Consider the following 20,713-nt stretch of genomic DNA (forward strand, 5'->3'; position numbering starts at 1 on the left):
TTCATAAATTTTGAATGTGGGGGGGAACTATGGAATCCAAGCTAATTATCATACGAGGAAACTCTGGGAGTGGAAAAACAACGACTGCAAAAAGGCTTCAGAATTATTTGGGGCGTGGAACATTATTGGTTTCTCAAGATGTTGTTCGGCGTGAAATGTTGAGAGTTCAAGATAGAGAAGGGAATCTTTCAATTGATTTGATTCGTCAAATCGCAGCATACGGTAAAGACAAATGTGAATTTATTATCGTGGAAGGAATTTTATATAAAAAACGTTATGGCGAAATGCTGAATAATTTAATACAGTTCTATGATTATAAGGCATATTCATATTACTTTGATTTATCTTTTGAGGAAACAGTCGCACGTCATAACTCGAGAGAAAAAAAGATGGAATTTGGAGAGGATTCTTTACGTGCCTGGTGGAATCCAAATGATTATCTTGATGTGGATGGAGAAATGATATTAACCAATGATATGTCACAAGACGATGTGTTGAAACTGATTTTAAATCAACTGCAAGCGTAAATTGAATATGAAATTTTAATTTGTTTGTTCCAGAATCGTGCCCTTTTTTCACAAAGTGGACTTATTATTTAGTAAAGTATTTTTTTAGTTTTAGAGACAAATTATCTTTCAAAGGAGAAAAGTATGAAGAAGAAAACCATAGTGCTATCATTGTTACTTTTGATTGCGGTGTTTTTTTTATATCGTTTGATAATCTATAATCCTTTTCTTGAAAATACTGTCCTAAAATATTGATGTGATTAATAAAGAACAAAATATAACAACTGGGGAACAATGGATAGTACTTTCAAATGATAAGAAAATCTATATAGAAGATTTTAGTATATGGGCATTAATAGAAGCAAACCGGAACTATACTATTAGATATGATTTAAGGAAAAAGTCTGGAACGTATAAATTAGATGCAATTGTACATGGAGATTATAATGGTTCATTTTAGAACTTATCGTTAAAACGGATATAATATGTTGGGAACTCAGAAATATGTATTGGATTATCGAGTGCGATTGTAGGATTTAAATTACTATATTTATACGCACTTAGTTGATTGGAGTGCAAGACGGCGACTCTGAGAGGATCAGCGGGACAGGTGAAACAACCAACGGGAGCGAAGCGAACGGGTTGGTCCACCGCCCGCCCTCCAGAACGCGTCCGTATGGAACGGAAATCAACGTGTTAGATATTCTACACATGGGTGCGATTGTGAAGTAAGCTAGGCTTCATTTTTGAAAAAGCATCAATGAAATCATAATTGATTTCATTGATGCTTTTTCTTTATATTTCTAAGCCGTTTGGCAGCATTTTTATAAACTTCATCGTTCCTACGTTTTCCAATTGAAATAATCTCCGCTATTTCAACTAGACCACCAATACCCCTAAAGACTATTCGAATCCCGATTTTTTTGAACTTAATCTTTTTACATCCAATTAAATTAGAGTCACCTTTTTTTGTTAGTTCTTCACCAAGCTCATCTGCTCGAAATCTAATCTTCGCAAGTGCGATATCAACGTACTTTTTCTCAGATCCATCTAATTTTTGATAATCATATTTTGCGTCTTCTATGAATACAATGTCAAATTTCTTTTCCATATATTACTCAAATAACTCTTCATCTGAAATAGAATTCGGATCAACATTTTGAAAATCAGTATATCCTTCTTCACCCATTACATCTTTAATATTGAATCTAAGTTCAGGTTTCGAATCTGCCTTTTCAATACGATCAGAAAGATTTAAATCTAAAAATAACTCTCGTAAACTTTCTAATTCCATATACATTTTTTCATAATCCTCATAGCTTTGTACAACTGAATCAATGCTGTTGTTTTGTGAAATAAATTGTGGTCTAGTTTTTGCATTCCTACGTACTTCTGCAAATCTTTTAGCCGCATTTGAAGCAGAAATAACTTGGTCAACACTAAATTGTGGTTTATCTATAACATTCATCCCCATTTTTATCATCTCCTCCATAGTATGCTTCTGCTACTTAAAATTATACGATATTGCAAAGGTAATGTACACCCAAATATGACGTCAAATGACACGTTACATGTTACGTTATATACTTATTCCAATGATATGTGCAATCCACTATGTGGTTATTGTAACTGCTAAAGAACGTTAATAAATGTTACGTCATTTAACTTTCATAGCGTAAAAAAATTTCACAACATAAAAAAGACTATTCCACAGTCGTAACCGACCAATGAGACAGCCCACCTTTCAAAACTTTACATTCACTATGTGATAGAAGGTTTTAATCAAAATAAACGCATATCCTTAATAAGTAATGCACCCTATCACTATAACCTAATTAACTAATTATTAAGGCTATAAATAAGGAAAAGCATTGCCCAAAGACAGTGCTAATTCATATTCTCAAACCTTTTACTTTATATTTCAAAAGCAGTAAAACTTCCAGTATCATCAAAATCTTTAACTTGTACTATCTTGTCCGAAAAGCGCTTGACCGTTTTTGTGTTGCTTCCTATCGTAAGGGATAGTACATTAAATTCTTTTTCTCTTTTCTTTTTATTGAACACTTCTAGGAATGAATCCTTTACACGGTCATCTCCATCCGTAACAAACACAACATCCGCCTGCTTGAAACGACTTTCGTTTATTACATTCATCACTCTATCAAGTGGAAGTACAAAGTCCGTACCACCGCCTAAAAATGATTGAGCTAAATTGATCATATCTGAACTCTTTATTTTCCCTTTTTCATATTTAAAAATCTTTGTACGAGTAGAAAAAAGGATTAAACAAAAATCCCTTCTCTGTTTTCTTGCAATCGACATAAGTGCTAACGTAAAACCTTTGGATTGAGTATCCAGTTTGTGCATGCTGCCTGACTGATCCAGACAAAGTACAATTGGACCTTTTCCTAACACCTCATGCCCTTTCTGTTCATATTGCATCGTTTGACCTTCCACAAAGCGACGTAAGAAGTCTTTCTTCGTTATTGGATGTGTGTACAATCCTAGTTCCATTGGCAATAATCGTTCAATATCATTACCTAACGTAACCCCGCTTCTTTCCATTGATTCACTATGCTTAGATTTTTGCTTCTTACGGGCTATCTGTTTAAATCGTCCAGCCCAATCTGCAATTTCTTTCATCTGTTTATTAGATGCAATTTTCTCAGCCAATAAAATCTGGTCCCGCAAAGGAACTTTTTTCAACTCTGCATCGCCACTACCAGCACTTGTGCCTCCAAGTAATGATTTCAAGCTATCTTTCGTTTGTTTTGTTTCCTGCATAGCTTGTGCCATTGCTTGGGAAAAGCTGTAGCTGTTATTTTGCAACGTCTGTTGGAGTTGGCTATCTAAGCCCGACATCGCTTCTTTTAAGTCTTCCCGAAGTTTCTCATTACCATTTCCAGTTCTATTTTGTTCCCCCTGCATTTGAAGCTGCTTTTGCATCGCCTGTATTTCTTGCATTAGCTTTTGTAAATCTTCATCCTGTTCTTTTTGTTCAGTCAACCATTCGTTTGTTTTCTCCCCGAATTTCACAGTTCCAATGGCTGACGATAAATCATCCAGTCGGGTAAACTTTCGGTAGTTTTCAAACGAATCATCACTCATAATTTTCTCCATCAGAGATTGGTTTACTTTCAAGTCTTTAGGAATTTCTTCTATAGACAATTCAGGTTTCATCTTGTATAAAGAAGCCCAAATGTCAGCGAGTAATGGCTCAAACGTAGCTAATTCTCCATCACCACTTAGCTTTTGAAGACCTTGCGACATGGAATAAATTTCGTTGAAACGTCGTTTATCAAATGCATCTACATTCAACACAGATTGATTTCCCTTTTTCACTATTATTGCTTCCAATAGAAACTCTTCCCTTCATTTAAATAATAGAAATGCCAAGGAATCATTCCCCGGCATTCAACTTCCTATTCTGATTTTTAAAACGGTATTTCAACAGCTGATTTTGCACTTGAAGTATCAAAATCCATCGGCTCCAAAATACTATCAAGAATTTCTTGCTGCATCGTTTTTACTTTATCAAGTAAAGGTTCGATATCCTTATCTCTACTTTCATTATGCTTTTTCAACTTATTCAGATCTGCCACCAACGATTTAAATTTCTGGGTAGCTTCCATACCAGCATCAGTAGAAGCATCCGTTTGTATAGAAGAAAATATTTCATTCGCCTCTTCCTGAATCGTATCTAGTTTTCGAGTAATCACATCAAGTGAGTGTCTACGAACAATCAAAGAAACGTTATCTTTTTGATCAATTGTTTCCCATAGTGCATTTTCAAGGATGACATTATCATCAACTTTTACAACTTGCCTTTGGTTTATCAACGCCTTCGCTTGAAGCACAGAAAGTGACTTTTTAAATCGCCTATCAGAAGGTCGAATTCCTTCATCCCGTAATTCATTTCGGATTTTCGAAAGAGTCTCATACACTTCATCCGGTATTTCTACCATGTCAGTAAAAAACTGAAGTTGAATCAACTCCTCCATTGTCACGGAAGGCATAACAAGACTTTGACCGTTGCCCTTCATCATAGAAACAAAATTCGTTTCATCTGCAATATAATCTAGCTCGAATCGAAGTAAGAACCTGTCGAAAAGAGCTTCAAGTCCTTCTCCTTCTTCGGGATACTCATTTGAGGCTCCAATGACTGACATCAAAGGAACCTTTAGAGGTGTCCCGTTATTATAGAAAAGCCTTTCGTTTATAAGTGTTAACAAACTATTCAAGATTGCTGAGTTCGCTTTAAATATTTCATCTAAAAACACCAGATTAGCTTCCGGCATTTTAGTTTCTGTATTCCGTCTATACACACCCTGTTCAAGATCCTTTAACGACAATGGCCCAAAGACTTCTTCAGGTGTACTAAACCTTGTTAACAACCACTGAAAATATTCGGTTCCCTGAACAATTTTAGATAATTCAACCGATAATGCGGATTTCGCAGTTCCCGCAGGTCCAATCATGAGCATATGCTGCCTAGAAAGAAGAGCTACAAGAATCCCCTCAACTTCTTCCTCACGTTCAAAAAACTTTGCATTGAGTGCATTTTTAATTTCCTCTAACTTTGCAAAATTAGTGTTAGTCATTTTGATTATCCCCTTTTTTAGTTTAGATAGAAAAAGGAAGCAGGCTTCTAATGAAACCCTACTTCCCTTTTTAAGATTCATTTTAGTTTTTCGCTGAAAGAATAAATAATTCTTGTTCTTTTATCGATAGCTCACGTATCTTCATCTGCAATTCCTGTTCTTTCAATTCATTTGAACGCTCAAGTTCTTGTGCAATTTTCTTTATAGATTGCACACACTCGACAACATCACGCTCGTAAAATTTTCTTCCCATTATTGTTTGAAAAAAATCTGGCATTCTAATCGCTCCATTTCTTTATTTTTTAAAAATCCGCGACCATTTTGGCGATCGCTGCACGAATCGTCATGATTTTATTTTCTAGCGTGTCTGCTTCATTGGTGACAATACCTTTGTAATTACGATAGTTTGCAATTACAGACTTCGCATTTTCAATAATCTCTTTCACTTGTCCCTTTTTCAGCCCAGCACTCGACTTACAATCATGTAAAATGGATTCCAAATGATCATTTAGCTTCGTGTTTACCATTTGTCGGTTGTCGAATGTATTAACGACGGGTATCTTGAACCCTTCACTGTTCACAAGAGAGGACGTAAAGTTTACAAGTTGATTCAACCCTTCCGTATGCGAATCCGGAACAAAATAAACACCGCCATTAGGGCGTACAGGTGTGGGTGCTAGCGATTGAAGGATTTTACTCACCATTACTCTTACTTGCTGGGCTGAATAATAGTCTTTATAAATATTAAAATTCCGCTCTGCTTCAAAGCACAGCTCTTTTGTCATTTCATCCTCAGCAACAAACGTTAGAGAACTATTTTGCTTATCCAATGTAATTACGCCCGCTTGACTGTTGTAATCAAGACGTTTACCAGCCTGATTCACTTTTTCCACTACAATGTTTCTTTGCACATGGTTCTTGTCTGAGAACACTTCACGTATAAGATAATTCTCGAATACGCCAGCGTGTCCGGTGGATTTTCTAGTCTCTATCTCTTTTGTACTTCTTCTAAAAGCATCAGCTGGACGTATCGCATTTGGCATCCATTCAGCAGGTAATCCTGATTGAAAAAGTCCCCGCTCTAAATCATCCATTTTGACTAATTGCTTGCCTACAGAGAACCACATTAAGTGTCCTAAAATACTGCCTTGTTGCTCGTTTTGAACAGCTGTCATTTGATCAAGATTAATTGACATACCTATCTACCCTCTCTATTTTGTATTTAAAATAAAAAAACGCATTAATACCTAGCGATTGCTAAGTAAATGCGTTTTAAAATAACCAGATTCAAATTGATTTAATAAATATGTTTTTCTCTCCTATCTTTTTTTATTTAGAATGCAAAAAACCGACCTCTCCTCAAATAGGAAAAATCGGTTTTAATATAGTTTACGCAAAATGCGTAAGTATCCTCTTTGAATTGCATGTGATAATTTTTGACGTGTATAACGTCTGCCTAACTTCTCCTATAAAAAAGGAATACAAAGGCTTAAAATTTATGCCGAATCTCTTTCTGCGTATGCACAAAGTGTAACGACTTTCACCAGTAGGTAAGGTGACTTAATAACATAAAGAATATACTTTCACTTTATCAAAACCCACTATAAATCGCAAATACATCGAAAAAGAGTACTTTAAATTAGGTTTATCAGTACTATAAAATATTTTTATCGCTTCTGATTATTATTAAAACTATTATTCATAAGCTTAGTTCTTCTTTCTTCTTCATCTTTGGTTTCGATAATTGTTTTGATTTGCTTTGATTCTTTATTTGCAAATGACACCATTCTTTTTTCTTCTTCTTCCATAATCGGTTTTGCAAAAGCAACAAAGTTTTCAATATCCTGTGGATCAGGAAACTCTTTTATTTGTGCTTCACCTAATAACTGCATGTACTCGTTTTTTACTTCCTTCTTTATAATTAAAGGTGGTAAATTGTTTTCCAGTAATGAATAGTTCATAATCATCCTACCTGTTCTTCCATTTCCATCAGAAAAGGGATGAATTTTTTCAAACTGGATATGAGTTTCTAAGATGATTTTTAATAAATCATCTTTTGTCTTAGCTTCTCCCAGACGATAATTCAAATTTCCAATTAACTGATCCATTAATTGTGGTACTTGTTCAGGTGATCCTGTCGAGAATTCTACACCTTTTATATAATTATCCTCAGTTTTAAATTGCCCTTTATCATGTTGCAGCCGATCCGTTAATTTTTCATGTATCTCTTTTATGATAGATACTGATAAATGTTTGTTGTTTTCTATCGAATGCACAAGATACTCAAATGCTTGTTGGTGATTATCTACTTCGTAAAATTCTCTTCTAGTTATGTTTGCGTTATTTGGAAGCGTATCATTTAGTATGATTGTCACTGTTTCTGGTAACGTGATGGTATTACCTTCAATTGCACTCGAGTGATGTGCCAAACGAACCAACACATCTTCTAAATATTCATATGTCATCTTTTCGATTAAGTGACTCATTTTACACCACCCCCATTATTTTCATATGTTAATTATACCATTATTACAATTCTGAAGGTATTAGTTTACAGCTACTTTAAATTATAGGAGTTCAACAAATTTAATAATTCAGCGCGAAGCTCGATTGCTAAAATGTGAAGCTTAACTTCATCCGTAGGAGGCTCGAGCAATAATATACGAGGCTCAGTGCACGAATCAGCGGTGTACCTACATTTTCTTTAGGATTTTCGTGCAAAGCTCAACCTCGTCAGAGAGAAGCTCGTGTACCAATATGCGAAGCCCCAGACTTAAAACCGCAGTTTGCCTACACTTACTTTAGGATTTTCGTGCGAAACTCAACCTCGTCCGTGAGAAGCTCATGCAACAATATGCGGTAAGCGTCAAATACCCCCCACCTTCTAACCATTTTCGTAATATGTGATAATCACCTTACGATCAAAAGTTAGGAGGTTTTTACATGACAAGAGACGCACGCCGAGAAATGTGGCAAGCACGAATTAATGTATTTAAAGCAAGTGGTGAATCTAGCGTCAAGACCTGGTGTGCTGAAAACAACATCAGTTACCAAAGTATGTATGCATGGCTCAAAAAGGATTGGCCCCAAACGGATACTGCAGATTCAGCTCCTCAATGGATCTCTTTCGATAAAGTCATTCAGGAAAGTAATTCCACTACATCACTATTACTTACAATCGGCGCTATTTCCATTCAAATTGAAGAGGGTTTCAATCCTATACTTTTGGGTGAAGTTCTTCAGGTGCTTCAAACAAATGTTAAGTAAAACGCAAATCAACCATGTTTATTTGGCCTGTGGCCATACTGATTTACGCAAATCGATTGATGGTTTAGCAGTCATTGTACAGGAAAGCTTTCAGCTTGATCCGTTTTCCCCTAGTTTATTTGTTTTTTGTAATAGGAACCGCGATAAACTGAAAATTCTTCATTGGGATCATAACGGTTTTTGGCTTTACTACAGAAGGTTGGAAAACGGTCTGTTCCAGTGGCCAAATGGTTCAACCACACAACCACTATCTATTAGCCATCGACAATTAAATTGGCTACTGGATGGCTTGCCTTATGAACAAAAACAAGCCCACAAAAAAGTTTCTGCAAAAGTCATCATTTAAAAAAGGAATTCGGCGAGTCTTGTCGAATTTCTTTTACTATGGAAAAAACAACATCGGTCACCTCATCTACAATTGAAGAACTTACAGCGAAAAATGCGGAGCTAGAAAAGCAAAATGAAGCGCTACAGGCTAAACTCAACTGGTTAGAAGAACAATTTCGCCTCAGCCAACAACGGAAATTTGGCGCTTCTAGTGAAAAAAGCAATCCGGATCAACTCGCACTCTCTCTTTTCAACGAAGCTGAAGTCACAGCGAATGAAAAGGTGGAGGAACCAACGCTTGAATCGATTACCTATCGTCGTAAAAAACGTACTGGCCAAATCGAAGCAATGCTTGAAAATCTGCCAACTGAAACGATTCACTATCGTTTACCAGATGAGGAACAGGCTTGTTTGTGTTGCGGTGAACAAATACATGAAATGAGTACAGAAGTACGTCGCGAGTTGAAAGTCATTCCAGCTCAAGTGAAGGTCGTTAAACATGTACGCCATGTCTACAGTTGCCGGAATTGTGAACGGGAAGGCACCGAAACACCGATTGTCACAGCGAAGATGCCAGCACCTATGTATCCGGGAAGTTTAGCATCGCCATCGGCGATGGCTTATATTATGAATCAAAAATACGTCGAAGGTATGCCTCTTTATCGACAAGAAAAACAATTGGAACGTTTAGGTGTTCCTTTATCGCGTCAGACTTTAGCGAACTGGATGATGTACGGGGCAACTCATTGGCTAATCCATCTTTATGAACATATCCGCACCTATTTATTAATGCAGGATGTTCTTCATGCGGATGAAACGACACTTCAAGTCCTGTCCGAACCTGGACGTCCAGCGACATCCAAGTCCTATATGTGGTTGTATCGGACGGGGCATGATGCATCGGCCGCTGTGTTGTATGATTACCAACAAACAAGGGCAGCCAAACATCCTAAAGCTTTCCTTTTAGGCTTTGAGGGATTTCTGCATGTCGATGGATACCAAGGGTATAATGATTTACCGAAGGTGAAATTGGTAGGGTGTTGGGCACATTCGCGTCGAAAATTCGATGAGGCCCTAACGGCCTTGCCAGCAGAAGCAAAAAACAAGGAAACACCTTGCGCGGCAGAAGAAGGGCTTCGTTTCTGCAACCAATTATTCGCGATTGAACGCGCACTAAAGGATCACACCCCTGAAGAACGCTATAAAGAACGACTTGAACGCAGTCAGCCTGTACTGGATGCTTTTTCAACCTGGCTACAAACGCAAAGCTCACGTGTTGCACCGAAAAGTGCGTTGGGACAAGCCATCAAGTATTGCAGAAACCAATGGATACGCCTTACAATGTTTTTACAGGATGGGCGTTTGGAAATAGATAATAACCGAGCTGAACGTGCTATCAAACCTTTCGTGATTGGGCGCAAGAACTGGTTATTCTCTCAATCTATGAAAGGTGCAAAAGCAAGCGCAATCGCCTATAGCATTGTGGAAACTGCTAAAGAAAATCAGTTGAATCCACTGATTTATTTAACCTACGTATTTGAACAGCTTCCTTTAATAGATTTGAAGGAGCCAAAGGCACTAGATCAACTGCTTCCATGGTCGGAGACCCTACCAGCAGATTGCCACGTTCCCAATAAAACTAAATAAAGCATATAATATGCGCCCCCTGAAAGACAGGTGGGCGCTATTTGACGCTTACAATATGCGAAGCACACTACAGAAATTCTTATTGTTCTTCAAATAATACTGATTTACTCATCATAATTAATTAACTATTTTTTAACCCAAAAAGAAGAGTGTTAAGTATAATTACCCCACTCTTCTCTCTAAAAATAATGATTAGGTTTTTATGTTACTTGTCAACGTCCAGCACCCGTAGTCTGGAATGAGTATCAAGTTTTTATGCTGCTTGCCAACGACTGGCAACCGAAGTCCAGTTAGATTATCAAGTTTTCACAGTGCCTAATCAACACCATTGTTCTACTATCAGGATATCATAAAAGTATCCCGATGTGCATTAGTTCAGCTATTTCATTCAAAGCAACAATAAAATTATTTGAAAACTTTATCCATACTTAAACAAACGCCCCCGATTGTTGATCAATTTCACTGCTTATTAACTCTCTCATAAAAGGTGGTAACAAAGATATCGAAATTAAATCTATAGCTATCGCGTAAATTATCAAATAAAGTATTTAGTTCAATTCTTGAAAAATAACTTCTATCTTTCACATACCTAATTTCTTCTTGCAATCTTAGGATGCTATTTATAATATCTACCAAATAACCTCTTTCTTCACTCGTATAATCTTCTTGAGCAACAAGCATCAATAATGTATTTCTGCTCTGTGTTACATCATGAAGCATCTGGTCTAATTTATTTTTATCTATCGGTAATGGTTCTGTACTAACTAACCAATCTTGTTCAAATATAGGGAGTATATACTGGGTCCGGTCTATAGTTAAGTTTATGCTGTTGTGACTATCGTTACTGGTGTTTTTAACTTCTTTACTCAATTCTTTTTCATATGATTCTTTAAATTCATTCAAAATATCTTCATAGCTTTTATCGTCGATATATAACACTTTAACTGGCTTGTAGGTATAACTTTTATAAATACTGATGGGGGAGAATGGAAATAACCACGTCATGAAAAGTATTAAAAATACAACTACTACTAGTACGAATGATTTTTTTCTGCTTTTTATACCCATAACATTCTCCTCTTAGTCCTCTTTGCAGCACAGCTGTTGTTACATAACTGCACCCAAGTGTTGAAAAGTTTTCATAGATTTTCATCTTTTTGTTTGGACCTTTTATTAGAATAAATAATTAGAAATAATACTGCTGTCAGTGTACTAACAAATTTAATGAATTGAACTATATCTTCTTCCAACACACTATAATAGGCAAATAATAAAACAGCAATAATACCAACAATTCTAAGTGTGAGATTGAATATTTTTTTATTCAAATCCTCCACTCCTTTATTCAATTGTAACATTTTGTGAATCTTATTAATTTTTAATTCACTAATCTGGCCCGTTTCTGAAAAGGGTGCAAATTCTTCTTATAGTGATAGGTAAGCCTTTGAAGTTATCGCCAGCTTTTCCCCCACTTCACACCGTACGTGAGACTTTCACCTCATACGGCGTTCCAACTAATCCAAATCAATTCAATCATCAACACTTTATGTGTCTCAAGTCTTCCGTTTCAATAAGTCGGTGCCTTCCGTGGAAGGTGAACCTCTATTAGTCTTACAAGAACCTTATTAACCGATAAAGATTTGTCTAACATGGTTGAATGAATCTTTTACTAGTCTAGTGGCTATCCCTCCACGTTCATTACACGCTTCGACGGTACTGTGCCACCACTTTCACTGATATGAAGAAAAGTTATATAGTCGCTAGTCTCACGACTATTTTCCTTTTCAACGTTTCACCGGGAGTAAGCCCTCCACGTTATCAGCTTACAACGCTGAATTATATCTATTATAAAGCAAACTTAGGTGCTTCCTATGAGCCTGTTAGCATTGCATGTGCCTGTAACACAAGATGGACTTTCATATTCTCGATTCTTACTCATCCACAGCTAACCCTACATCTGGTAGTAAATACATTTCTATATAACGTACGTCTAGACCCGTACATTCAGAAGTTCGTCAGCAATACAGTATCTTATTGTATTTACATTGCATTCTCACCATATTTGTTCAACCCAAGCATCATGATTTACACCACCCCATCGGGTAGGCTTTCGTCAGCTAAACTGTTACGGTAGATTCTCACGCCTATTAGCCGAGCTTATAACACGCTTTTCCTTACTAATCCGCGTGCTACTCGACGCAGGGGAAGCCTTTCAGAGTGTTACCTCGTCATTCGACTTCTCGATATAACCCTTTAATTTTAGAAATCTAAAACTACCTGATTTTTACCGAAATTGTGTGACCACATTTCATTTGAATCAGGAACGTTTCGCACCAAGAATCGCACCCGATTGTGGAGCCATCTTAGCTAGCACAATAATTATTTGTTTTTGTGTTGAGGTGATTGTACTTCAAATTTCTGATTCCCTGTTTAGTTCTTTAATTAGAAAAATCCTTTTTATATCGAATAGCTAGATATATTCCTGAGGCGATGAATGCAATAGAATATTTAAATAAGAAGAAAATTTGCCACATATATTCTTTTGGGAAGACTATGTCGCACAAAATTACTATACCTAAGATAATGAGGGCACTTTTTAAATTTATTTGATTTGTTCTCTCGTCAGCTTTACCCATCTTCTTACACAATACTAATACCAGAATCGCCCCGACTATAACCAATACAAAACCAATACCAACAAGCATATTCCAATTACCAGTTGATTCTTCCGCCCAGGTTTTTAAAGGATGAAATATCTTATTTGATATTTCTATAGAATTAGTTCCCATTCTTTCCACTTCCCTTCACATAAGTAAAAATATCGTTAACATTCACGTTAAAGAAATCAGCTATTCGAAAAGCTAAAACGAGAGAAGGTGAATAATTATTCTTCTCCATAACAAATATAGTTTGCTTAGAGACACCGACAGCATCCGCCAAATCTTTTTGCGTCATCCTTTTTAAAACCCTATGTTCATACACCTTATTTTCAATGCAATCCTCAAATTCTTTTTTCAAGGTTAACACCTTCCTTTTTAACTTCCTCTACATAGTAAACTATACTGCTACAAATGTAAAGTAAACTTATACAAAGTAAAGAATAAATTAGGTTAGACTCTAAATGATTAGAATCTAACCTATCTTTAACTATTGAACGATTTGGCCCGTTAATGGCATAAAACTTGTTCAACAATCGAACCCGAATACGGAAGAATTATTTAACGCACTCTTTTATTATTTATAATTTAAAAATGACTGTTTTTGCTTTTTAACATGACTTTTTTATTCTGACTTCCCATTTGTCTGAGTAAGAAACTTTATGCATTTTATCAATATTTAACTTGCCTATGCAAAAGCGAACATCGTTATTTCCCAAAATTAATTGTAGATTTTTATTATTCTCAAGATATTCTTGGAACCATTCATAACTCTTGAGAAATTCAATATTCTTCTTTATTTCTTTTCTGTTACATCTTTCGTAGAAGAAAAAATCAGTGTGCCAATTGACCCTATAAGTTCAAGTAAAATCCCCAATAAATCTTCCCCTTATGTTAAGAAACGCCTATGAGCTACAAATTCGTATTTATAAACTAACCTTCTACTACTGTTAGTTTAATTAATGATTCCGTTAAATGGTACAGTTTGCGGAAGACCACTCCCCGCAAATGAATCGTTTTCTTCCATACAATCTAGTATACACATCTGGACGCCTATTTTTATGGTTTAAAGACATTCGTTAAGCTGTAATCAGCGTTTGCAAGCCTTACATCTGCAGGAAAGCCTCCAATGCAACATCCTTGTAATGTGTTAGATTCGAAGTTTTTTTAGCACACTTTAATAAGTCTACTGTTCTAATTCAAGTTTAGATGCTGCATGCACGCCTAATAGACGTAACACCAAAACTGGGATGTATAGGTAATACATTTAGATTATTTAAAAGACTATTGGAAAAGTCCAAAATAGTTCCATGCAAAGATCCCAAACATGGGCCTTAGTCTAAGTCTTTTCATTAATTATCCATAGCCTATACTATCCCCTATGAAGGGAGTTTAAAAGTGGTAAATCCAATACGTTTTAATGAAGGACGCCAAAGGTTTCCCGGCTTTGAACACCCATTTTCCCCTATTTTTAGACACCCTTTTTTTCCTTTTTGAAAACGAAATGTTTTCCTAGATAAATAGGAATAAAAGGATCCACTGACGGTTCACGCTGTTAAAGCAATCTTTTTTGAATTTCCGGTTTGAATGAGAAAAGTGGATGGTCTACAGTGAATAAGACAATTCTAATAGATGCTATGTAATACAATTCATAAAGAAGAATATACAAAAAAAGATCAGAAGGAAACCATCAACCTAGCAGAACTTTCATTTTTCTTTCAACCTAGCATTTCGATAGGAATAACACAAAAAAAGTTAACTAGTAAGAACTAGCTAACTTTATAATACGAACACACTCAATAGTCCAATGATGAACAATAAGTGACATACTTCAGATAGCGAAAAATCGCCTAAAAGTTTTTAAAATAATAAGTCATTCCAAAAGGAGTTCCTTCTCTTGTGTCGTTGGTTTCGAGAAGTTCGACGTTTTCTGCTCGTGCAACGTTGGTTTCGAGAAGTTCGACGTACCCTGCCCGTGCAGCGTTGGTTTCGAGAAGTTCGACGTACCCTGCCCGTGCAGCGTTGGTTTCGAGAAGTTCGACGTACCCTGCCCGTGCAGCGTTGGTTTCGAGAAGTTCGACGTACCCTGCCCGTGCAGCGTTGGTTTCGAGAAGTTCGACGTACCCTGCCCGTGCAGCGTTGGTTTCGAGAAGTTCGACGTACCCTGCCCGTGCAGCGTTGGTTTCGAGAAGTTCGACGTACCCTGCCCGTGCAGCGTTGGTTTCGCGAAGTTCGACGTACCCTGCCCGTGCAGCGTTGGTTACTAAAAGGATCCTGATGCATGAAGTGACCTAACCCTGTATTGTTAGCCTGATTTACTGCATTCTGTATAAGTGACATGTTCAAACCTCCTTTCATTTTCATTAGAGATAGAAGTAGGTGATTATTCCTTTTTCAAAAAATCAACCTGTGCTACTGCACTTTTCTTTCCCTTATCGCAATATATGAGGTTGTATTAAAAATGTTAGAGACAATCGCATAGTTTTTGAAAGTAAAAGATAATTCTGTACCTTTTAGTGGCATCTTACATTTTTGTTTCATACGAATAATGTAACAATAAATGGAGGGAATTCGTATGGATAAAGGCATAAAAATACCTGAATATCAGCTTTTTATTCATCCTTTAGATTTAAGTGAACTTCGGAAAGATATATGGTGTGACGATCCTATCTCTGCCAAGCTAACGATAAACAAAAGAAAGTATGATATTGATATCGCCTATCGTGGCTCCCATATCCGAGATTTTCGAAAGAAGTCGTATCACATTTCGTTTTATAAGCCAAGTACGTATAGAAATGCCAAAGAAGTTCATATCAACGCAGAATATAAAGATCCTTCTCTATTAAGAAATAAATTATCGCTCGATTTCTTCAATGAAATAGGGTGCTTATCGCCAAAGTCCCAATTTGTATTTATGAAATTGAATGGAAAAAATGAGGGGCTTTATTTGGAATTAGAATCAGTCGATGAGCATTTCCTTACGAATCGACAACTACCGCAGGGACCAATATTCTATGCGATTGATGGCGATGCTAACTTTTCGTTAATGAGTGATCTTAATAAAGATGTAAAGAAATCACTTAAGGTTGGCTATGAACTAAAATATGGGACAGAATCAGATGAATTTCATTTACAAAAAATGATTATTGAAATTAATACCATTTCAAAAGCTGAATTTGAAAATGAAATTGTTAAATACCTCAATATTGATCAGTATCTCCGTTGGTTGGCTGGCGTTGTTTTCACCCAAAATTTTGATGGCTTTGTTCATAATTACGCACTATACCAGAATAGCGAAACGGGGCTATTCGAAATTATCCCGTGGGATTACGATGCAACATGGGGAAGGGATGTAAATGGGAAAGTCATGGAAGAAGATTATTTACGAATCGAAGGTTTTAATACGCTTACCGCAAGGATTCTCGACGTGAAAACATTTCGACTTCAATACAAAAATTTGCTAGAAGTTATTTTAAAAAATCAATTTAATATAGACTTTTTGAAACCTAAAATACAAATTATGCATGATATGATGAGGCCTTATATTCAAAAAGATCCTTATAAAAAAGACGATATCCATTTATTTGATATGGAACCTAAGTATATATTGGATTTTATTGAAGCACGGGCAAAATATATAAGAGGGAAATTAGATTCATTAGATTAAGTTGTTGCATCATCTTATGAACCCCTCTTTCCATTTGGATAGGGTTGTTGTCGCTTTATTTACAGCACGCAGCTATCTGTGCTGTAAATAAAGTAAAATCGTTTGAGTGGTCTTTTTCTTTTAGTTAAATATTTGCAATGAATTTTAACAAAGCCTAATTTAAAGCCTGAAATGAGAATTGTTTTCCTGATTGCTCAAATAATTGTATGAATCTCATATCCACATCTAGGAGACATAACATCAGTTCCCAGAAGTCATTTATCCGCAGCTAATCCTTTGTAGAATTTTCACTTCTCCCTTGACTATGTATGGACAAAGGTTGAGCCTATTTTATGAATTTAAGATTTTTCTATTGTGTTAGATTCACTTAAACAAACTATTGCACTATCCCAGATCTGCAATAGTTCGCGTGTTTCCCCAAAGTTAGATCTACATAATCAACACCCGATTGCTTACTATTTATTACACGTTTTTTCTTGCCAACAACAAGATAGTCGATTATCAAAAACAAAAATAATATGATAAAAGCATAGACGAAACCGTTCTGCGGTAATTTTAATATTAGAAATATCCCAGTAAGCATAACAAGAGATAATGCAATCCAATAGACTTTGCTTTTTGACATCCTCAAGTGACACACCTTATTCTTTCAGTAATTATGATGTCTAATGTATTTTGCATACTAATAAAATGGCCCGTTAATGGCATAAAATTTGTGCAACAATCGCACCCTATTCTTGCACAATGCTGTACGATTAAAGCCCCCGATTATTTTAATTAAGCTTTAATGAAATAGAATTTGATTCTTGAGTTACAACGATATCTTGTTGTTCAGTGCTTCCATCTGTATATTTTACATTTACATTAATGATAATGTCATCCTCTATTACTTCATTGCCGTCATGAGGAATTGCAAGAGTATATTTATGTTTTTCCTGTTCATTATAGTTAACTGTGTAGGTATTCCCTATTTCCTTTATACCTTGAGATATATCTGAACCAGGCACAGTAGTAATATAATTTATCTTTTCCGATAATAGCCAGTCTCTGTTTACTCTCTCATTAGCTGTTAATGTAACATCCTCTACAAACTTGCCTTTGCTCATCGTATAAGTGATTGAGTCGATATGTTCTCCAGTTATATTTAACAGCACATCTGTAAAAATTAAATTAGCTCCACCACCACTTATACTAATTAAACCACCATCTACTCTATCTTCAGTTGATAACTCAAAGATAGCTTTTTCTGATGAAAGATTTGTATTAAGCTGATTACCATCATCACTCAATGCATATGCTGTAATTGCAAAATTTGCAACTTGGAGTTCTCCATTCTTATTAAAAAATGGCATACCTAACGTAATTGACAATACTATTCCAAATGCACATGCTGCTGCAATCCATCTTTTGTAATTTAAATGAACAGATTTTTCTAATCTTCTTTTTTGTTGCTCTGCTTTAGCTGTTTTCACACCTAACTTAGACCTTTCATGTAATTCTTTCGGAATTTCTATTTTTTGTAACTCTTGATTAATTTTATTGCTCACAAATATCATCCTCCTTAAATTGTTTACGAAGTTTATTTATGGCACGATAAAGAACTGATTTTGCCGTTCCGAGTGGTATTTCCAATACCTCGGATATTTCTTTAAATGTATAGTTTTGATAAAACCTTAGTAAAACTATGCTTTTTTCATCCTCTTCTAATGCTTCTATTAAGTCCCGTAATGATATAGAAAGAGAAATATCTTCATTCTCTATTCCTATAAATTCCTCATATTCTGGTTTTAAATGAACAACTTTTTTATTTTTCCTTACTACATTCGTTGCACAGTTCATAGTGATTTTTATTAACCACGTTTTGAAATACGCTGGCGTTTTCAATGTATTTATCTTCTTAAAGGATTGATAGGCTACTTCCTGAACAACATCTAAAGCATCGTCTTTGTTTTTTACATATACATAAGCCATTCGATAAATATCTTCTTCACATTGCTGGAAAAGCTCTAAAAAGGCTTTGTCATTTCCTTTTTGAGCTTTTTTTACTAATCTAATGATTGAAATTCACCCTTTCTTTTTTTGTCTTATATCTATTAGACAAACCAAAATGTAATTTAGCCTAACTTTTCGAAAATAATATTTTTTTCAAAAAAATAATCGTCCGAATTAAGGACGATTACACTATCAATTTTAAATATATTATTCCATGAAAGTTTGCAATAGGTAAACCTTTGAAATTATCTCCAGCTTTTCCCCTACTCCACACGGAACGTGCCAGTTTCCAAGCATTCCGCGTTCCATCTACCGATGGTTTTATTAATTATAAGTTTCAAGTTACTCTTCTTGATTTGGGTTATGTGATGGATTCTAATTCACATTTCTTCCGATATTTATTAATCTTTTTTAACATCGGTTCTGTGATACCCAAAACTTTAATGAGTGTATCTATCTTAATTATGTCCGTCATATGGATTAATTTATGTACCTCTTTTTGGAGGATACGTAAATTATTGAATTTGTCGCTTCCACCAAGATGCATAGGAATGTAGTGATGACAGTTTACGTCTTGTGCTTCTAAAAACATACCTGTGATTTCACATTTACCTAACTTCATGCTGTATCTACTAATCCGATTATCCATATATTCGACACTCCGTGTCGGGATTTTTGAGTCCAGTAACAACACTATTTCCTGTCTAATATCTGTGCGTAGCCTGGTGGTTATTTGTACTCGACCTTCTTCAGTAAACGGTGTTAAACTTTGTGTAAAGCACATCGTGTTTTTGGTTTTGATGATTCCAAGAGGGAAGAGATGTACACCAGCAATTTTATATGTTTTAGTGCCTAAGCTATAAAACTTTTTATAAACAGGTGGAGGTTTTTTAGGATGTTCATATTTCCCAACAGGTTTAAGACGATTGTACATGAATGCACCTATTTCATAGGCAAGACGTGAGAATGCTAAATTGACGTGAGTAGCTCGGTTAAAATAATTATGTAACCCTAAGACAAAACTATTAAACCGCATAGCATTCTGAGCCGTTGGTGATTTTCGCAGTTCTTGGACCCGTTTCTTTGCCTCCGCTTTGATTTTTCGCATTTTCTCAGCTTTAACAAATGTATGAGCAACACGTGTCTTTCTTTTACGATTGGCACGTATTGTAAAACCAAGAAAATCGGACTTAGACTTACGGAGATTAATAATCTTCGATTTTTCTGGTGATATATCGAGTTTTAAGCGTTCCTTCAGATAAAGTTTAACAGCATGGTACCATTTTTCAGCAGTTTTCCAGTCCCGACATAAAACTTTAAAATCATCTGCATAGCGAACAATATAACCTTCTTTTAAATTAGTCTTCATTTTTGCGCTTCGTTTGCCAGGCTGAGATTTAATGGGCCTCGTGAGGGGGAATAGCTCCCATTGGTCCAAATCATTCAGTACAACATTAGACAGTAACGGTGAAAGTAGACCACCCTGTGGTGAGCCTTTTGTCTGAATACCTTCTCCGTCCACTTCAGCTTTCAGCATTTTTGATATACAGGCTAAAACTTTCTTATCTTGAATACCTAGATTCCATAGCTGTTTAATAAGCAAAGTATGATTGATATTGTCAAAAAATCCTTTAATATCAATATCTACCACATAATGAAGTTTTGATTGATTAACTAGATATTGAACTCTCGCTATCGCATGATGCGTAGACCGCAAAGGTCTGAATCCATAGTTATGATTATAAAAGTGGGCTTCTGCAATTGGCTCTAATACTTGTTTAAAGCATTGTTGGATGATTCTGTCGAGGATACATGGAATACCTAATGGTCGCATTTTGCCATTATCTTTTTCAATAAGTTTACGCCTAACTTTCTTTGGGCGATAATTTTTGAGCTGTCTTTGTATTTCTTCTACTAATTCATCCTCAGTTCGTTTCTCTATATCTAAGATGGTTTTCCCATCTGTTCCAGGGGTCTTCGACCCTTTATTGGACTTAATCTTTCGATACGCTTGTATTTCGCAAGTGAAAAGTGAGCCATTTCGCAATT

General features: G+C 35.8%; 21 protein-coding genes. 5 read left to right on the forward strand and 16 right to left on the reverse strand.

Annotated elements, in window-relative coordinates:
• Positions 1-29 precede the first annotated feature (29 nt).
• The gene (locus AC3RV6_RS10840; protein ID WP_489746057.1) at positions 30-527 is read left to right on the forward strand and encodes a kinase; all 498 of its coding nucleotides are present in this window, start codon (positions 30-32) and stop codon (positions 525-527) included.
• Between the two features lie 757 nt (positions 528-1,284).
• Here AC3RV6_RS10840 and AC3RV6_RS10845 read toward each other — a convergent pair.
• The 7 genes from AC3RV6_RS10845 to AC3RV6_RS10875 all read right to left on the reverse strand — a co-directional run bounded on the left by AC3RV6_RS10845 (position 1,285) and on the right by AC3RV6_RS10875 (position 7,593).
• Positions 1,285-1,617, reverse strand: coding sequence for an addiction module toxin RelE (locus tag AC3RV6_RS10845; protein ID WP_489746058.1), 333 nt, complete (start codon positions 1,615-1,617; stop codon positions 1,285-1,287).
• A 3-nt stretch (positions 1,618-1,620) separates the two neighbouring features.
• Entirely contained in the window at positions 1,621-1,980 is a 360-nt protein-coding gene (locus AC3RV6_RS10850; protein WP_489746059.1) for a type II toxin-antitoxin system Phd/YefM family antitoxin, read from the reverse strand.
• A gap of 440 nt (positions 1,981-2,420) precedes the next feature.
• Positions 2,421-3,863 carry a VWA domain-containing protein gene (locus tag AC3RV6_RS10855; RefSeq protein ID WP_489746060.1) on the reverse strand — a complete coding sequence of 481 codons (1,443 nt, stop codon included), beginning with the start codon at positions 3,861-3,863 and terminating at the stop codon, positions 2,421-2,423.
• Between the two features lie 77 nt (positions 3,864-3,940).
• Complete coding sequence (locus tag AC3RV6_RS10860; protein ID WP_489746061.1) at positions 3,941-5,107, reverse strand: AAA family ATPase; 1,167 nt, start codon at positions 5,105-5,107, stop codon at positions 3,941-3,943.
• Positions 5,108-5,189: 82 nt separating this feature from the next.
• A complete protein-coding gene (locus tag AC3RV6_RS10865) occupies positions 5,190-5,384 on the reverse strand; it encodes a hypothetical protein (RefSeq protein WP_489746062.1) in 195 nt (64 codons plus the stop codon).
• Between the two features lie 25 nt (positions 5,385-5,409).
• Entirely contained in the window at positions 5,410-6,303 is an 894-nt protein-coding gene (locus AC3RV6_RS10870) for a DUF6744 family protein (RefSeq protein WP_489746063.1), read from the reverse strand.
• Between the two features lie 471 nt (positions 6,304-6,774).
• Positions 6,775-7,593, reverse strand: coding sequence for a Fic family protein (locus AC3RV6_RS10875; protein WP_489746064.1), 819 nt, complete (start codon positions 7,591-7,593; stop codon positions 6,775-6,777).
• Positions 7,594-8,050: 457 nt separating this feature from the next.
• Here AC3RV6_RS10875 and tnpA point away from each other — a divergent pair, with 457 nt between their 5' ends.
• The 3 genes from tnpA to tnpC are packed head-to-tail and all read left to right on the forward strand — an operon-like array spanning position 8,051 to position 10,348.
• Positions 8,051-8,374 (forward strand): IS66 family insertion sequence element accessory protein TnpA, encoded by a 324-nt coding sequence (gene tnpA, locus AC3RV6_RS10880; protein WP_489746065.1) that lies wholly within the window; start codon positions 8,051-8,053, stop codon positions 8,372-8,374.
• On the forward strand, positions 8,364-8,720 hold the full coding sequence (gene tnpB, locus AC3RV6_RS10885; RefSeq protein ID WP_489746066.1) for an IS66 family insertion sequence element accessory protein TnpB: 357 nt from the start codon (positions 8,364-8,366) through the stop codon (positions 8,718-8,720). The genes tnpA and tnpB overlap by 11 nt, the downstream gene beginning before the upstream one ends.
• Before the next feature lie 38 nt (positions 8,721-8,758).
• Positions 8,759-10,348, forward strand: a complete 1,590-nt coding sequence (tnpC, locus tag AC3RV6_RS10890; protein WP_489746067.1) for an IS66 family transposase — start codon at positions 8,759-8,761, stop codon at positions 10,346-10,348.
• Positions 10,349-10,807: 459 nt separating this feature from the next.
• Here tnpC and AC3RV6_RS10895 read toward each other — a convergent pair whose 3' ends face one another.
• The 5 genes from AC3RV6_RS10895 to AC3RV6_RS10915 form a co-directional block, all read right to left on the reverse strand.
• On the reverse strand, positions 10,808-11,416 hold the full coding sequence (locus AC3RV6_RS10895) for a hypothetical protein (protein WP_489746068.1): 609 nt from the start codon (positions 11,414-11,416) through the stop codon (positions 10,808-10,810).
• Between the two features lie 71 nt (positions 11,417-11,487).
• Positions 11,488-11,676, reverse strand: coding sequence for a hypothetical protein (locus AC3RV6_RS10900; RefSeq protein WP_489746069.1), 189 nt, complete (start codon positions 11,674-11,676; stop codon positions 11,488-11,490).
• 1,110 nt (positions 11,677-12,786) lie between these two features.
• Positions 12,787-13,137: a DUF2178 domain-containing protein gene (locus tag AC3RV6_RS10905; RefSeq protein ID WP_489746070.1), complete on the reverse strand. Its 351-nt coding sequence runs from the start codon at positions 13,135-13,137 to the stop codon at positions 12,787-12,789.
• The gene (locus AC3RV6_RS10910) at positions 13,127-13,366 is read right to left on the reverse strand and encodes a helix-turn-helix transcriptional regulator (RefSeq protein WP_489746071.1); all 240 of its coding nucleotides are present in this window, start codon (positions 13,364-13,366) and stop codon (positions 13,127-13,129) included. Before AC3RV6_RS10910 ends, AC3RV6_RS10905 begins: the two co-directional genes overlap by 11 nt.
• A gap of 1,499 nt (positions 13,367-14,865) precedes the next feature.
• Positions 14,866-15,369 (reverse strand): CotG/ExsB N-terminal domain-containing protein, encoded by a 504-nt coding sequence (locus AC3RV6_RS10915; RefSeq protein ID WP_489746072.1) that lies wholly within the window; start codon positions 15,367-15,369, stop codon positions 14,866-14,868.
• 211 nt (positions 15,370-15,580) lie between these two features.
• On the opposite strand from AC3RV6_RS10915, the gene AC3RV6_RS10920 reads away from it, so the two are divergent.
• Positions 15,581-16,672, forward strand: a complete 1,092-nt coding sequence (locus tag AC3RV6_RS10920) for a CotH kinase family protein (protein WP_489746073.1) — start codon at positions 15,581-15,583, stop codon at positions 16,670-16,672.
• 376 nt (positions 16,673-17,048) lie between these two features.
• Here the strand turns inward: AC3RV6_RS10920 and AC3RV6_RS10925 are convergent, their stop codons facing one another.
• The 4 genes from AC3RV6_RS10925 to ltrA all read right to left on the reverse strand — a co-directional run bounded on the left by AC3RV6_RS10925 (position 17,049) and on the right by ltrA (position 20,711).
• Positions 17,049-17,297, reverse strand: coding sequence for a hypothetical protein (locus tag AC3RV6_RS10925; RefSeq protein ID WP_489746074.1), 249 nt, complete (start codon positions 17,295-17,297; stop codon positions 17,049-17,051).
• A 148-nt stretch (positions 17,298-17,445) separates the two neighbouring features.
• Entirely contained in the window at positions 17,446-18,219 is a 774-nt protein-coding gene (locus AC3RV6_RS10930) for a hypothetical protein (protein WP_489746075.1), read from the reverse strand.
• Positions 18,209-18,736 (reverse strand): sigma-70 family RNA polymerase sigma factor, encoded by a 528-nt coding sequence (locus tag AC3RV6_RS10935; RefSeq protein ID WP_489749235.1) that lies wholly within the window; start codon positions 18,734-18,736, stop codon positions 18,209-18,211. The genes AC3RV6_RS10930 and AC3RV6_RS10935 overlap by 11 nt, the downstream gene beginning before the upstream one ends.
• Positions 18,737-19,025: 289 nt before the next feature.
• Positions 19,026-20,711 (reverse strand): group II intron reverse transcriptase/maturase, encoded by a 1,686-nt coding sequence (ltrA, locus tag AC3RV6_RS10940; RefSeq protein ID WP_489746076.1) that lies wholly within the window; start codon positions 20,709-20,711, stop codon positions 19,026-19,028.
• Positions 20,712-20,713: the final 2 nt, after the last annotated feature.

The sequence above is a fragment of the Sporosarcina sp. So3-204 genome (assembly GCF_058068165.1).